A 14,418-nucleotide genomic window follows, 5' to 3' on the forward strand; every position below is an offset into this window, starting at 1 on the left:
GCAAGCAAAATGAGCGCAAACAATCATTTTGTTGAAAGCTTATGTAAAAATGCCATGATCGTGGACACGGAACGGTACGTATCGCGGCCGGGCAATGGCAAGCGCGGCAGGTTTTGTAATCCATTGAAATCACAAAGCAACGCGTTGCGCTCCGGCAAGCGCGGCGTTCCTCCGCCGGGCGGATCCGTTTCCAGATCGACGATGAGCTTGAGGACTGCCTTGGATTCATATTGATGTGACATAAGACCCAACCCCCGCCACTCCGCCAAGCCCGCTATCACGCGATGAGGACTGAGCAAGGCCTGTCCATTGAGGATCTGAAACGCCACGCGGTCGTCACTGACCAATCGGGCGAATGCGCCGTCAATGCGCCACGCATCGATCAACGCCAAGGCCAGGCTGGACTTGCCCGCTCCGGAAGCTCCGCGGATGAGCACGCCTGATTCGCCCAGGACCACGGCGCTGGCGTGAATGAAGATTGGCGCGCCGCTGCTCTTTGTCACGAGTCACTCGATCGCGACGGGCAGGAACACGGTGAAACGCGCGCCCGTTATATTGCCTGCGGCGTCGGTTCGGTTGTCCGCGCGAATCGTTCCCCCGTGGGCTTCGACAATCTGCCGCGAAATGGAGAGACCGAGCCCCGAATTGTTGCCAAAACTCTGATTGGGCCGATCCGTGTAGAAACGCTCGAATATCCGCTCGAAAGCGTGCGCGGGAATGCCAGGGCCGTCGTCGTCGACGATGATATTGTATCCTGGCGTGCGTCTTTGGCCCTCGGTGACCAGTTCCGTGCGCGTAACCGAAACCCTGATCAGACCGCCTTCCGACGAAAAGCTGCGCGCGTTATCGATGAGATTGTTGAACACCTGACCCAGGCGTGATTCGTGACCCTCTATCGACACGCCTTCACACGCCGGCGAGACGGAAAGCGCGACTTTGATTCTGTCGCCCCGATCGACCTGGTTCACAACTTCGACAATCGCGCGCAGCAGCCTGGAAATATTGATGCGTTCGAGGTCGTCTCGCGCCAGTTCCGCATCGAGGCGCGAGGCGTCGGAAATATCGGAGATCAGCCGGTCAAGTCGTTTGACATCATGCTGAATGACCTCCAGCAGACGATCGCGCGAGGTTTCCGTCTTGGCGATCGGAAGCGTTTCGACCGCGCTGCGGAGCGACGTGAGCGGATTCTTCAATTCGTGCGCGACATCGGCGGCAAAGCGCTCGATCGCCTCCATGCGGTTGAGGAGCGCGATCGTCATGTCGCGCAACGCTCCCGACAGAAGGCCGATTTCGTCATCGCGCGCGGTGAAATCCGGAATCTGGGCGCGGGAGGTGACGCCCCGTCTCACACCTTCGGCCGCGGTCACCAGCTTGCGGATCGGTTCCGCGATGGCGCCGGCCAGCGCCGCCGACAGGAGAACCATCACCGCCGCCGACACGAGGAAGATCCGGAAAATGGCCCGACGTTCCGATGCGATGATGCCATCTATGTCGCCGCCCTGCGTCGACAACAGCAGCACCCCACGAATGGTTCGAAACCTTTGGATCGGCGTCGCCACGGAGATGACCGTTTCGCCTTGCGTGTTCCGCCTGACGATGGTTTGGGGTTTTCCTTCGAGGGCGTTGGCGACCTCGGCATAGCCCTTGCCGTTGGCGGCGCCGATGTCCTGATAGAGCGGCAGACGAGCAAAATTGAAGCCGCCACTCAGAAAATCCTGGATATCCCTCCACCATCGCGGCTTGTCCGTTTGACCCTGGGGGGGAAGATCGAAGCGCAAGATGTTTGACCGCGCGGCCAGCGAGCGCGAATCCATCAACATGTATCCGTCCCGGTCGTAAATTCGCGCGCGTGTCCGCGTCGGCGAGACGAGGCGACGCAAAAGTGGGCCAACCCGATCCGGATTGATCGAAAACTCCAGGGCTGGCGAGGTTTCGTCGTTGACGCCGTAGCTCTGCCCCGGCGCCAGTTTCAAAAGCTTTTCCGGATCGATGGTAATGGCGTCGGCGTCAACGGTGGCGGATGCGGCGATCGCCGCCGCGATGATCTCGCTTTGCGTTTGCAGGCTTTGGACGCGCGCATCAATGAGCCCTTGGCGAAACTGGTTCAGGTAAAGAAATCCGAGCAGAAGCGCGACCAGGCCGCCAAGGTTGAGCAGAATGATTCTTCGCGTCAAGCGAGACGAAAAACGGGAGACAAATCCTCGCCATACCGAGCGCAACGCCACTGCGCGCCGTTTGGCCCGAGGCATCCCCGAAATTGTCGCGGCAAGTTTCCTCATGCGCAAACCGGCGCCGGCGGCCGCATCGGTGCTGTCGTCCAAATCTTGTCCCTGCTCAGCCTTCCTTGAAGCGGTACCCGACTCCGTACAAGGTTTCAATCATTTCGAAATCGTCGTCGGCTTGTTTGAACTTCTTCCGCAAACGCTTGATATGACTGTCTATCGTGCGGTCATCGACGTAAACTTGGTCGTCGTAGGCCGCGTCCATCAGGGCGTTGCGGCTTTTCACGACTCCAGGACGCGTCGCAAGAGCCTGAAGGATCAGGAATTCGGTGACAGTCAAGGTGACCGGTTCGCCTTTCCAGGTGCAGGCGTGCCTCTCCGGGTCCATTCTGAGGTGACCGCGCTCCAGCAGCTTTGCTTCGGTTTCCTTTTGCGCGGCGGCTTCCTTCGGATTGGCGCGCCGCAGGATGGCCTTGACGCGCTCGACCAACAGCCGCTGCGAGAACGGTTTCCGGATGAAATCGTCAGCCCCCATCTTCAAGCCGAACAATTCGTCGATTTCCTCGTCCTTGGACGTGAGGAAAATGACCGGCAGATCGGATTTCTGACGCAGGCGCCGCAGCAGCTCCATCCCGTCCATGCGCGGCATCTTGATGTCGAAGATCGCCATATCCGGCGGATTGTTCTTCAGTCCCTCAAGCGCGGCCATGCCATCGTTATAGGTCTGCACGCGATAGCCCTCGCCCTCCAGGGCAATGGAGACCGAAGTGAGAATATTGCGATCGTCGTCGACAAGCGCGATGGTCGGCATGACAGGCCTCTTTTCATCAACCTCGAACGCCCGTGTTTTGGCTTCGAGCAAATTATATAATAGCGCCGGATCGAAATTCACGCCAAATCGAGTGAACCCGCCGTGAACGCGGACGACGCCTTGGGACGCGGGCGCTCCGTAGCGGCCCGGTCGGCCTGCGATTGTCTTTTGTGCAAAGCCGCCGCCGGCCGTGTTGGTCGCGGCGCTTTTGAACAAGCTTCTCTTTTACTCGGAAAATTCCTTGTGCGAACCGGGCGGAGGCGGCTTTTTGCCTGTGACTTATCCGAAAGGATGCATGAGAGCCTGCTTGACGCCCACGGCCGCGTCATTCACCTGTGACACACACGCATGGCTGAAGCGCAGTGGCTGGAGCGTGTAAAGGCTTGGCGACGGCATCTATTCAATCTAAAGAAGCCGGGACAGGCGCCTCAAGGCCCCGGATGAAAAAAGCAGGGTTCTGTGAACGACTGCATGGATGGAGATGCACGAGGATGAACAAGATCGTGGTTGAGGGAGTGGCGACGACCAATCCCAAATTGCTCGCGTGGGTCGATGAAATCGCCCAGTTGTGCAAGCCGGCGCGCATCCATTGGTGTGACGGTTCGCAGGCCGAATACGACGCCCTCTGCCAGAAGATGGTGGACGCGGGAACGTTGATCCGGCTCAACGAAAAGAAGCGGCCCAACAGCTTCCTGTGCCGCTCCGATCCCGCCGACGTCGCGCGCGTGGAAGACCGCACCTTCATCTGTTCGAAGAGGAAGTCCGACGCCGGCCCGACCAACAATTGGGTCGATCCGCGCGAGATGAAGGCGACGCTGACGGAGCAATTCAACGGCTCCATGGCGGGCCGCACCATGTATGTCGTGCCGTTCAGCATGGGTCCGCTGGGCAGCCATATCGCCCAGATCGGCATCGAAATCAGCGACAGCCCCTATGTCGTCGCCAACATGCGCATCATGACCCGCATGGGCAAGGCTGTGCTCGATGTGCTCGGCGACAGGGAGGATTTCGTCCCCTGCCTGCATTCGGTCGGCAAGCCGCTGGCGCCGGGCGAGAAGGATGTCGCCTGGCCGTGCAATCCGAAGAACATCTATATCGCGCATTTCCCCGACGACCGTGCGATCTGGTCCTATGGCTCCGGCTACGGCGGCAACGCCCTGTTGGGCAAGAAATGCCTCGCGCTGCGCATCGCCTCGGTCATGGCCCGTGACGAAGGCTGGCTCGCCGAGCACATGCTGATCGTCGGCGTGGAAACCCCCGAGGGCGAGAAGACCTATGTCGCCGCCGCCTTCCCCTCCGCCTGCGGCAAGACCAATTTCGCCATGATGAAGCCGCCCGCCGGTTTCGAAGGCTGGAAGGTCTGGACCGTCGGCGACGACATCGCCTGGATCAAGCCGGGGCATGACGGCAACCTTTACGCCATCAATCCGGAAGCCGGCCTGTTCGGCGTGGCGCCCGGCACCGGCGCCTCGACCAACGCCAACGCCATCGCCGCCTGCCGCGCCAATTCCATCTTCACCAATGTGGCGCTGACGGACGACGGCGACATCTGGTGGGAGGGCCTGACCGACGAAAAGCCGGCCCATCTCATCGACTGGAAGGGTCGCGACTGGACGCCGGACTGCGGCCAACTGGCCGCGCATCCGAACGCCCGCTTCACCGCGCCGATGTCGCAGTGTCCTTCGGTGGACCCGGACTGGGAAAATCCCGACGGCGTGCAGATTTCGGCCTTCATCTTCGGCGGGCGCGTCTCGCGCGACATGCCGCTGGTGTTCCAGGCCTTCAATTGGTCCCATGGCGTCTATCTCGCGGCCACCATGGGGTCGGAAGCGACCGCGGCGGCGACCAACCAGTCGGGCATGCGCCGCGATCCCATGGCGATGCTGCCGTTCTGCGGCTACAACATGGCCGATTATTTCAGCCATTGGCTGTCGATCGGCAGAAAACTGTCGAATCCGCCGCGCATCTTCCGAGTCAACTGGTTCCGCAAGGACGCCAATGGCAAGTTCATGTGGCCGGGCTTCGGCGAGAACATGCGCGTGCTGAAGTGGGTGGTCGATCGCGCTCGCGGACGCGGCTACGGCGTCGAGAGCCCGCTGGGCTTCATGCCGCGCCACGAGGACATCGACTGGACCAAGCTCGATTTCCCGGCCGAGAAGTTCTACGAACTGATGACGGTTGATCGCGAAGCCGGCACCATCGAGGCGCGCGCGCATGAGGTGCATTTCGAGAAGTTCTTCGACCGCCTGCCCAAGGAGTTCATCTACGAGCGCGAACTGCTGAAGTCGCGTCTGTGGCGCTCGCCCGACGTCTGGGCGCTCAGCCCCTCCGAAGTGCCGTAACACCCCGCCTGGATTGGGCGGACGCCGAGCAAGGCGCCGCCCGATTCGTTCAGGAGTTGATGAAAGCCCGGCGTCGCCGGGCTTTCGCGTTCAGCGGAGTCGTCACCGCGTCTTGAAAGGGGCGGTTTCCAAGAGATCAGCGGCGCGGTCTGTTCTGGCGAGGCCTCTGCGACACGCTCGGCAAACCGGGCCTCCCAGTTTGTGCTCGCGGTTTGTCAGCAGCCTGAGCTTCGTCTTTCAAGGCGGAGCTTTCCTTTTAGGTATTAATGAAGATGAATATCTGTTTAGATATTGGGCAATTGCAGCAATATTTTTCTTAATGCCGTCGAGATTTAGCCTTTAAGACTTTTTAAAGCTCCCCACTGTTGAAGTCACTTGTCCATACGATGAGAAACAGTAGGAAGAGTTATGCGAATCGGCAACTCGAGCGACATAGACAAGAACCAGGCAACCCCCCTTGGAAGAATCAGCGCCGTTTCGGATTGGCTTGGCGGTGGCGATCCCGGGATGAGCGACGTGGCGCGGTTGCGCGCCTTGCATCAATTGATGCGCGCTGCCGAAGACTGCGACGCTGACGCCCTTTTGGATGTCGATTACAGCGAAGAATTCCTTCCGCGCACCGAAAATCCCGCGTCCTTGCCCTTGAAGCGCGTTCGCGCGGCCGCCGTGGCCGTAAAGCTGAAATCGGCTTGACTTGCTTCGCCCGTTTTTTCGGCTTTGCCTGACAGCCCGAAGGGGCGCGCTTAGGCGGCGCTCGATCGTCGGCGCCGCGCCCGGGGGCATCGTGGCCCAGCGCTCGAAACCCGACCGAGGAAGCGCTGTTTGCGCTTCCTCGGCGCGAGGAGGCTCTCGTGAGAGGCCGAGTTATTTCCAGGCGTCGTTCTGGACCACGCTGTCCTCCTTCCAGGCCTCTTGCGCAGCCCTGTCGGCCTGCCATTCCGGCAGGAAGGTGAAGGCCTCGTCGAGAATATGCGGCGTGTGCTGGCCATGGGAATATTTCATGGCGCGCTCCAGATATTCGCTGAGCGCGGGCTTGAAGATCGGATGGGCGCAATTGTCGATGATCACCCGGGCGCGCTTCTTCGGAGACAGACCGCGCAGATCGGCGAGACCCTGTTCGGTGACGATCACCTGGACGTCGTGTTCGGTGTGATCCACATGGGTCGCCATCGGAACGATGCAGGAAACGGCGCCATTCTTGGCCGAGGACGGCGTCATGAAAATCGACAACCAGGCGTTGCGGGCGAAATCGCCGGAGCCGCCGATGCCGTTCATGATGCTGGTGCCGCGAATATGCGTGGAGTTGACATTGCCGTAGATGTCGGCCTCGATCAGGCCGTTCATGGCGATCAGGCCGAGGCGGCGGATCACTTCGGGGTGGTTGGAGATTTCCTGCGGGCGAAACACCATCCTGTCATGATACAGGCGCACGTCCCGGTTGAATTCCTCGGCCGCGTTCGGACTCAAGGACAGCGCGGTCGCGGAGGCGAAGCTCATCTTGCCGGAACGGAGCAGATTGAACATGCCGTCCTGCAGCACTTCCGTATAGGCCATGAGATTGTCGTAGGGCGCGCTCTGCAACTGCTCCATCACGGCGTTGGCGACATTGCCGACGCCGGATTGAATCGGCAGCAACTCCTTCGGCAAGCGGCCCTTCTTCACCTCATGGCCAAAAAATTCGACAATGTTCTCGGCGATCCCGCGCGAAGTGTCATCGGGCGGCGAGAAGGGCGAGTTGCGGTCCGGCGCGTTCGTCTCGACGATGGCTATGACCTTGGCGGGGTCGCAGCGCAGGCTGGTCTCGCCGATGCGGTCGGAAACGGAGATGATGGGGATGGGCTTGCGCTTCGGCGGGAGTTGCGTGCCGTAGTAGACGTCGTGCATCCCCTCCAGCGCTTCGTTTTGCCAGTGATTGACTTCGATGATGATCTTGTCGGCGCAGTCGAGCCAGGTCTTGTTGTTGCCGACAGAAGAGGAGGGGATCAGCGAGCCGTCCTCGCGAATGCCGACCACTTCGATGATGGCGACGTCGAGCTTGCCGAGGAAACCGCCCCAGACGAACTGGCCGACATGCGACAAGTGGATGTCGAGATATTCCATCTCGCCGGCGTTGATGCGCTTGCGGCAGGTCGGATCGGACTGATAGGGCAGGCGCAGCTCCATGCCATCGACCTTGGCGAGCGCGCCGTCGAGTTCCGGCGCGGTGGAGGCGCCCGTCCAGACGGAAATCTTGAATTTGTGGCCCGCCGCCGACGCCGCGTTCATGCGGTCGGCGAGCGCCATCGGCACGGCCTTGGGATAGCCCGCGCCGGTGAACCCGGACATGCCGACATTGCAGCCCTTCGGGATCAAGGCGGCGGCTTGGTCCGCTGTCATGATCTTGCTGCGAAGTTGGGCGTTGCGAATGCGGTTCTGACCAGCCATGGCGCTGTTATCCCCCATATGACGGAAATTTGCCTATAAGCTCCGCATAGGAATATTAGCTATGCGACGATGGAATAATTTGTCGTTTATTTCAGCGGGATTTTGCTTTTCCCTGTCGTCCCGGATGACGGCAGAAATCGCGGCAATGCCTTGGCTATCAAGGGATACTCCAACTTGCTGCAACTGCGAAACTCAAGTAAAATCGCGCAGCTACTATGCGTTAATGGCATGTCTCCCGGGCCATCCTCTGGACTTGCGCGTGAGACGACTATAGCGATAATCCGGTTTACAAGCGGGGAGCCATCCCATGGGGCAACCTATCAGCGTCGACGTGCCGCACAAACTCGGGGCGGAAGAGGCCGAGCGCCGCGTCCGCAGGGGCTTTGGGCTGGTGCGGGAAAAGCTGGGCGACAAGCTCTCGGCGCTGGATGTGACGTGGGGCGAAGGCCGCGCGGATTTAAAAATCACCGCCATGGGACAGACATTGAGGGGCGGCCTCGAATTCCTGCCGCAGGCGGTGCGCGTGACGATCGATCTGCCCTGGTTCCTTGCGGCGCTGGGCCAAACGGTTGTCGGCAAGATCGCGCGCAGGACCGCGGAGGTTCTGCGCTTGCCGCCTCCAAAGGCGTGACGATGCGAGCCGGCGTTCGGGTGTGATGGACCGGTCAGAAGTCATGCGCGCGGTCAAGGGGCGGGACACGACGCCCGAGCGTCTCGTGCGCGGGCTCCTCAGGTCGATCGCTCCGGGCTATCGTCTGTGCCGCCGCGACCTGCCGGGCGCCCCCGACATCGCCTATATCGGCCGCAAGAAGGCGATCTTCGTCCACGGATGTTTTTGGCACGGGCACGATTGCCGGCGCGGCGCGCGCATGCCCAAGACCAACGTCGAATACTGGCGCCGGAAGATTGCCGGCAACGGCGCGCGCGACGAGAAAATTCTGGCGCAATATGCCGCCATGCGATGGGGCGTGCTGACGATCTGGGAATGCGAGACGCGCGACAAGCAAAAGCTCGCGGAGCGGCTTGAATCATTCTTGCGAGGCTGAATTGCAATCCAGCGAAGTTCCGCGTCGGATTCTTGCGGGATCGATCTTCGCTCCACGCTGTTGTATTTGAACAGTTTTCGTTTCCCTTGCCTTTACGGTCTTTCGGGAGTTGAGCGCTTAACTCTTGGAAGCTCCGGAAAAACTCCCTAAAAGCACGACCAGTCTTCCTTTCGGGGATACCCGCCATGTCCGCCTATGCACCGCTTTTTCCTCTCGGCAAGGATGAAACGCCTTATCGAAAACTGACCGACAAGGGCGTGCGCGTCGAAAAATTCGACGGCGAGGAGATTCTTGTGGTGGAGCCCGAATCCATCCGCCTGCTCGCCGAGACCGCGATGGGCGACATCAACCAGTTGCTGCGTCCGGGCCATCTCGCGCAGCTTAGAAAAATTCTCGACGACCCCGAAGCGACAGGGAACGACAAGTTCGTCGCCTTCGATCTGTTGAAGAACGCCAATATCGCCGCCGGCGGCGTGCTGCCCATGTGCCAGGACACCGGCACCGCCATCATTCTCGGCAAGAAGGGCCGTCGCGTTTTCACCAAGGGCGGCGACGAGGAGGCTTTGGCGCAGGGCGTCAAGGACGCCTACGAGAAGAAGAACCTGCGCTATTCGCAACTCGCGCCGCTCTCCATGTTCGTGGAGAAGAACACCGGCGACAATCTGCCCGCCCAGATCGACATCGTTCAAGAGGGCGAGGATTATTACAAGTTCCTGTTCATGGCCAAGGGCGGCGGCTCCGCCAACAAGACCTATCTGGTCCAGGGCGTGCCTTCCATGCTCAACCACGACCGGTTGCTGGAGGTCCTCAAGAAGCAGATTCTGGCGCTCGGCACCGCCGCCTGCCCGCCCTATCACCTCGCCATCGTCATTGGCGGCCTGTCGGCGGAGCTGAACCTCAAGACGGTCAAGCTCGCTTCCGCTCATTATCTCGACGCCCTGCCGACCGAAGGCGGCGAAGACGCCCACGCCTTCCGCGACCTGGCTCTCGAGGCCGAAATCCACAAACTGACGCAAGACCTCGGCGTCGGCGCGCAGTTTGGCGGAAAATACTTCTGCCACGATGTCCGGGTGATCCGCCTGCCGCGCCACGGCGCCTCGCTGCCGATCGGCATCGGCGTGTCCTGCTCGGCCGATCGCCAGTGCCTAGGCAAGATCACGCGGGACGGCGTGTACATCGAGGAACTGGAGCGCGATCCCGCGAAATATCTCCCGGCGGTGGAAGGCGAATTCGGCGGCGACGTCATCAGGATCGATCTGAACCAGCCGATGAAGGATGTGCTGGCGACGCTCAGCCAATATCCGGTGAAAACCCGGCTGTCGCTCACCGGCACGATCATCGTCGCCCGCGATCTCGCCCATGCGAAGATTCGCGAGCGGCTGGAGAAGGGCGAACCCATGCCCGACTATCTCAAGAACCATCCTGTCTATTACGCGGGACCGGCGAAGACCCCGCCGGGCTATGCCTCCGGTTCGTTCGGGCCGACCACGGCCGGGCGCATGGACGCCTATGTCGATCTGTTCCAGTCTCATGGCGGATCGATGGTGATGCTCGCCAAGGGCAACCGCTCCGCGCAGGTGACGCAAGCCTGCCAGAAGCACGGCGGCTTCTATCTCGGCTCGATCGGCGGGCCCGCCGCGCGTCTGGCGCAGGACTGCATCCGGAAGGTGGAGTTGCTCGAATATCCCGAACTCGGCATGGAAGCGATCTGGAAGATCGAAGTCGAGAATTTCCCGGCCTTCATCGTGGTGGACGACAAGGGCAATGACTTCTTCAGGGAGCTGAACCTCGTGTGAGGATCAGGAGCGCCGATGCAGAGCCTGCAAAACCTTGCGCGAATCGCCAGTGTGGATCGTGAACTCTTCGAAACGCGCATTCATTACATGCTGGATTTGTGCTCCCAGGGAAATCTGGACGGCATTGTCGACCATTTCTCCGAAGACATCTCCTACCAGATGATCGGCAACTGGAGCATGTTTCCCTATGCCGGGCCTGTCAGGGGCAAGGCGGCCGTCAAACATGCGTTCGCTGGCGTTTTCACCCATTTCCAGAGCCAGGGTTCGACCGTTCACGACATTGTCGTGGACGGCGACAAAGTCGCCGTGCGTCGCACGACCATCCTGCGCAATCTCGGCACGGGCCGCGCCGATGGCATCGCCATCGTGGATTTCCTCCGCTTTCGCGACGGCCTCGTCACTGAACTGACGGAAGTGCTGGACTCGCTCGCCATGGCGCGCCTCGAGGAGGGTTGATTGCGCGGCAAGGAAGCGCTCGACGCGCTGGCGCAGGTTGATCGAGACCTGATCGAAACCCGCCTTCGCCTTCTGGTCGACCTGCGCGCTGAGAACGATCTGCGCGCCATGATGGAATATGCCGCCGAGGACATTGTCTTCGATGTGCGCGGCAACTGGATGGCCCTGCCCTCCATGGGGCCGATCCGGGGCAAGGCCAATGTGGCGAGAGCTCTGATTTCCCTCACAACGCAATACGAAAACCTCGGCTCGACGCTGCATGATCTCCTGATCGACGGTGAGCGGGTCGCAATGCGGCGCACCGCCCGCGTGCGCCATCGCGGAACCAACCGCGTCGCCGATGTTCAGATCGTGGACTTCGTGCGTTTCCGGGATGGACTGGTCGTCTCGTTGTCGGAGGTGTCCGATTCCCTCGCTTTGGCGCGGCTCGACGAGTTCTGAGCTCGCGTTTCAGCGCACGATGATCTCGAAGCGAACGCGTCCTCGGGGCGCCGGCTTCCGAACCATCCCCGGCGGCAAGGAACGGCCGGTCATCTTTTCCGAGGCCGGACGCGGCACGCGCCGGGCGTTCTCGGGCGCGAACGCGCGCGAAGGCGCCTTCGAGGAGGGCCTGTGGCGGGCCACCGGGCCGGACCCCGCCAGACAGTAATTGTAGGCGTCGGCGTCAGTGTATTTGGCGCAGGGGTCCGCCGCCCTGGCGGCGTCCGCGCAGCATATCAGCAGCAACAGGGCGGCGAACAGACGCATCAGCGGTTGGACGCGGCAAAGGACGAGGCGGTCCAGCGGACCATCTCGCCACCAAAAACGCCATCCGGCGCGACATCCGACGTCAGCGGATCATCACGGCGGAATTTTTCAGCCATCCTCGCCTCCCGGTGGCGTTAACCGCGCAAGGCGCCCCCCGTTTTCTTGGCGACCTCCGCGACGATCTTGCCGCTGAGGGCCTCGATCTCGAGGTCCGTCAGGGTTTTTTCGCGGGGCTGAAGCGTCACGTTGAGCGCCACGGACTTTTTGCCCGAGGGAACGCCCGGGCCTTCATAAAGATCGAACACGCCGACATTGACGATCATGTGACGATCGGCGCCCTGCGCCGCCTTGATCAGATCGGCCGCCTTGACGTCGTGGTCGACGATGAAGGCGAAATCACGCTCCAGCGGCTGGAAGTCGGACAGGTCCAGCTTCGGCTTGGCGCGGGTCGGCTTGGCCTTCGGCGCCGGCAGCGCGTCGAGCAGGATTTCGAAGGCGACCAGAGGCCCGGTCGCATCGAGGGTTTCCAAAGCGCGGGGGTGCAGTTCGCCGAACCAGCCCAAAATATTTTTCGGGCCGAATTGCAGCGTGGCCGAGCGACCGGGATGGAGAAAGGCCGGGCCGCCGGGAACCAGTTGCACGGCCTGCGCCGAAACGCCAAGCGCCGAAAGCAAGGCGAACAGATCGGCCTTGACGTCGAACACATCGACGGGGCCGGCCTTGCCGTCCCAGTGACGGCCCGCGCCCGCCGGCTTGGCGGTTCCGCGCCGCAGGCCGCTCGCGGCGATGAACTGGCCGTTCTCGGCGTCGGTTTTGAAAATCTGGCCGACCTCGAACAGGGCGATGTCGCCGAGTCCTCGCGCGGCATTGGCTTTCGCCGCCGCGATCAGGCCGGGGATCAGGCTCGGGCGCATGTCCGACAGATCGGCGGCGATGGGGTTGGCCAGCGCCAGTTCCGGCGCGCCGCCGCCGAAAAGCTCGGCTTGCGGCTTGGAGATGAAGGACCAGGTGACGGCCTCCACCAGACCGCGCGCGGCCAGCGCCCGGCGCGACCCGCGCACCCGCCGCTGCAACAGGGTCAGGACCGGACCAGCCACCGCGCCGTCGCGTTCAAGCGGCGTCGGGGTGACGCGGTCGAGGCCGGCGAGGCGGATGATTTCCTCGACAAGATCGGCCTTGCCCTCGATGTCCGGGCGCCAGCTCGGGGCGCGCACCTGAATGTGGCCGGCGTTGCCGGGCTGCGCGGCCAAGGCGAAGCCGAGTTCCTCCAGCTTCGCCGCCATGTCGCTGGGATCGAGCGACACGCCGGTCAGGCGCCGCACCTCGGCGAAGGGGAAATCGATGGCCTCGGCGGGCGCGGGCAGGGCGCCGGCGACGGCGATCTCCGACGCTTCGCCGCCGCAGAGGTCGAGCGCCAGGCGCGTCGCCAGTTCGAGGCCGGGCACGGTGAATTCGGGATCGACGCCGCGCTCGAAGCGATAGCGCGCGTCGGAGACAATGCCGAGCTTGCGGCCGGTCTGGGCGATATTGGCCGGGTCCCACAGCGCCGATTCGATCAGAACGTCGGTGGTCGTCTCATCGCAGCCCGTGCTCTCGCCGCCCATCACGCCGGCGAGCGATTGCACGCCTGTGTCATCGGCGATGACCACAATGTTTTCGTCGAGCGCATAGGTCTTGCCGTCGAGCGCGACCAGACTTTCTCCCGCCCTGGCGCGGCGTATGGCGAGCCCCCCCGCCACCTTGGCGGCGTCAAACACATGCAGTGGCCGGCCACGATCGAACGTCATGAAATTGGTGATGTCCACCAGCGCGTTGATCGGACGCAGGCCGATGCTTTTCAGCCGCGCCCGCAGCCAATCCGGGCTCGGGCCGTTTTTCACGCCGCGCACCAGCCGCAGGGCGAACAGGGGCGCGAGCTTGGCGTCTTCGGCGGCGAAATCGAGCTTCGGCGTCACCGGACAGGGAAAGGCGCCGGCCACGGGCGCCGGCGCCTCGCCCTTGAGCAGGCCAAGGCCCGCCGCCGCGAGGTCGCGCGCGATGCCGTAAACGCTGGCCGCATCCGAGCGGTTGGGGGTCAGATTGATATCGATCAGCGGATCGTCGAGGCCGGCATATGCAGCGTAGGACGCGCCGACCGGGGCGTCCTCGGGCAGTTCGAAAATACCGCTGCTGTCGCCATCAAGGCCGAGTTCCTCCGGCGAACACATCATGCCGCCGGATTCGACGCCGCGAATGACGCCCTTGGCGATGGTGAAATCCTTGGCGGGAATATACGTGCCGGGCGGGGCGAACACGGTCTTCAGGCCGGCGCGGGCGTTGGGCGCGCCGCAGACGACCTGAACGGTCTGGGCGGCGCCGACATCGACCTGACAGACGCGCAGGCGGTCGGCGTTGGGATGCGGTTCCGCCGTGACGATCCGCGCGATGCGAAAGCCGCCAAGGGTTTCCGCCGGGTCTTCGAGCCCTTCGACCTCAAGGCCGATCCGCGTGAGCGTGTCGGCGATTTCCGTGAGCGAGGCCTCGGTGTCGAGGTGGGTTTTCAGCCAGGAGAGGGTGAATTTCATTTTTTGTCTC

General features: G+C 62.3%; 12 protein-coding genes. 6 read left to right on the forward strand and 6 right to left on the reverse strand.

Going from position 1 to position 14,418, the window contains the following annotated elements; genetic code table 11:
* Positions 1 to 23 precede the first annotated feature (23 nt).
* From CCR94_RS23540 to CCR94_RS23550, 3 genes are read right to left on the reverse strand one after another with little or no spacing between them, the layout of a single operon-like run.
* Entirely contained in the window at positions 24 to 503 is a 480-nt protein-coding gene (locus CCR94_RS23540) for an HPr kinase/phosphorylase (RefSeq protein WP_104510712.1), read from the reverse strand.
* A 3-nt stretch (positions 504 to 506) separates the two neighbouring features.
* Positions 507 to 2,279 carry a stimulus-sensing domain-containing protein gene (locus tag CCR94_RS23545; RefSeq protein WP_104510764.1) on the reverse strand — a complete coding sequence of 591 codons (1,773 nt, stop codon included), beginning with the start codon at positions 2,277 to 2,279 and terminating at the stop codon, positions 507 to 509.
* Between the two features lie 55 nt (positions 2,280 to 2,334).
* The gene (locus CCR94_RS23550; protein ID WP_104510765.1) at positions 2,335 to 3,033 is read right to left on the reverse strand and encodes a response regulator transcription factor; all 699 of its coding nucleotides are present in this window, start codon (positions 3,031 to 3,033) and stop codon (positions 2,335 to 2,337) included.
* A 491-nt stretch (positions 3,034 to 3,524) separates the two neighbouring features.
* On the opposite strand from CCR94_RS23550, the gene CCR94_RS23555 reads away from it, so the two are divergent.
* The gene (locus CCR94_RS23555; RefSeq protein ID WP_104510713.1) at positions 3,525 to 5,375 is read left to right on the forward strand and encodes a phosphoenolpyruvate carboxykinase (GTP); all 1,851 of its coding nucleotides are present in this window, start codon (positions 3,525 to 3,527) and stop codon (positions 5,373 to 5,375) included.
* Between the two features lie 864 nt (positions 5,376 to 6,239).
* Here the strand turns inward: CCR94_RS23555 and scpC are convergent.
* Positions 6,240 to 7,799: a succinyl-CoA:acetate CoA-transferase ScpC gene (scpC, locus tag CCR94_RS23565; RefSeq protein ID WP_104510715.1), complete on the reverse strand. Its 1,560-nt coding sequence runs from the start codon at positions 7,797 to 7,799 to the stop codon at positions 6,240 to 6,242.
* Positions 7,800 to 8,106: 307 nt separating this feature from the next.
* Here scpC and CCR94_RS23570 point away from each other — a divergent pair, with 307 nt between their 5' ends.
* The 5 genes from CCR94_RS23570 (at position 8,107) to CCR94_RS23590 (ending at position 11,538) form a co-directional block, all read left to right on the forward strand.
* Positions 8,107 to 8,430 carry a polyhydroxyalkanoic acid system family protein gene (locus CCR94_RS23570; RefSeq protein WP_104510716.1) on the forward strand — a complete coding sequence of 108 codons (324 nt, stop codon included), beginning with the start codon at positions 8,107 to 8,109 and terminating at the stop codon, positions 8,428 to 8,430.
* 25 nt (positions 8,431 to 8,455) lie between these two features.
* Positions 8,456 to 8,845 (forward strand): very short patch repair endonuclease, encoded by a 390-nt coding sequence (locus CCR94_RS23575; protein ID WP_104510717.1) that lies wholly within the window; start codon positions 8,456 to 8,458, stop codon positions 8,843 to 8,845.
* Between the two features lie 185 nt (positions 8,846 to 9,030).
* Positions 9,031 to 10,641, forward strand: a complete 1,611-nt coding sequence (locus CCR94_RS23580; RefSeq protein WP_104510718.1) for a fumarate hydratase — start codon at positions 9,031 to 9,033, stop codon at positions 10,639 to 10,641.
* Between the two features lie 15 nt (positions 10,642 to 10,656).
* On the forward strand, positions 10,657 to 11,097 hold the full coding sequence (locus tag CCR94_RS23585; RefSeq protein ID WP_104510719.1) for a nuclear transport factor 2 family protein: 441 nt from the start codon (positions 10,657 to 10,659) through the stop codon (positions 11,095 to 11,097).
* Positions 11,098 to 11,538, forward strand: a complete 441-nt coding sequence (locus tag CCR94_RS23590) for a nuclear transport factor 2 family protein (protein WP_104510720.1) — start codon at positions 11,098 to 11,100, stop codon at positions 11,536 to 11,538.
* Between the two features lie 9 nt (positions 11,539 to 11,547).
* On the opposite strand, the gene CCR94_RS23595 is transcribed toward CCR94_RS23590, so the two are convergent.
* Positions 11,548 to 11,844 carry a hypothetical protein gene (locus CCR94_RS23595; RefSeq protein WP_104510721.1) on the reverse strand — a complete coding sequence of 99 codons (297 nt, stop codon included), beginning with the start codon at positions 11,842 to 11,844 and terminating at the stop codon, positions 11,548 to 11,550.
* Positions 11,845 to 11,978: 134 nt separating this feature from the next.
* Positions 11,979 to 14,408: a phenylalanine--tRNA ligase subunit beta gene (gene pheT / locus CCR94_RS23600; RefSeq protein ID WP_104510722.1), complete on the reverse strand. Its 2,430-nt coding sequence runs from the start codon at positions 14,406 to 14,408 to the stop codon at positions 11,979 to 11,981.
* Between the last annotated feature and the right edge of the window lie 10 nt (positions 14,409 to 14,418).

This window comes from Rhodoblastus sphagnicola (assembly GCF_002937075.1).
Classification (GTDB): Bacteria; Pseudomonadota; Alphaproteobacteria; order Rhizobiales; family Beijerinckiaceae; genus Rhodoblastus; species Rhodoblastus sphagnicola.

What these genes read in the sequence shown, in the direction of transcription:
- CCR94_RS23545 (WP_104510764.1), bottom strand. Translation starts at nt 2,279, where the DNA reads ATGAGGAAACTTGCCGCGACAATTTCGGGGATGCCTCGGGCCAAACGG.
- CCR94_RS23550 (WP_104510765.1), bottom strand. Translation starts at nt 3,033, where the DNA reads ATGCCGACCATCGCGCTTGTCGACGACGATCGCAATATTCTCACTTCG.
- CCR94_RS23555 (WP_104510713.1), top strand. Translation starts at nt 3,525, where the DNA reads ATGAACAAGATCGTGGTTGAGGGAGTGGCGACGACCAATCCCAAATTG.
- scpC (WP_104510715.1), bottom strand. Translation starts at nt 7,799, where the DNA reads ATGGCTGGTCAGAACCGCATTCGCAACGCCCAACTTCGCAGCAAGATC.
- CCR94_RS23570 (WP_104510716.1), top strand. Translation starts at nt 8,107, where the DNA reads ATGGGGCAACCTATCAGCGTCGACGTGCCGCACAAACTCGGGGCGGAA.
- CCR94_RS23575 (WP_104510717.1), top strand. Translation starts at nt 8,456, where the DNA reads ATGGACCGGTCAGAAGTCATGCGCGCGGTCAAGGGGCGGGACACGACG.
- CCR94_RS23580 (WP_104510718.1), top strand. Translation starts at nt 9,031, where the DNA reads ATGTCCGCCTATGCACCGCTTTTTCCTCTCGGCAAGGATGAAACGCCT.
- CCR94_RS23585 (WP_104510719.1), top strand. Translation starts at nt 10,657, where the DNA reads ATGCAGAGCCTGCAAAACCTTGCGCGAATCGCCAGTGTGGATCGTGAA.
- CCR94_RS23595 (WP_104510721.1), bottom strand. Translation starts at nt 11,844, where the DNA reads ATGCGTCTGTTCGCCGCCCTGTTGCTGCTGATATGCTGCGCGGACGCC.
- pheT (WP_104510722.1), bottom strand. Translation starts at nt 14,408, where the DNA reads ATGAAATTCACCCTCTCCTGGCTGAAAACCCACCTCGACACCGAGGCC.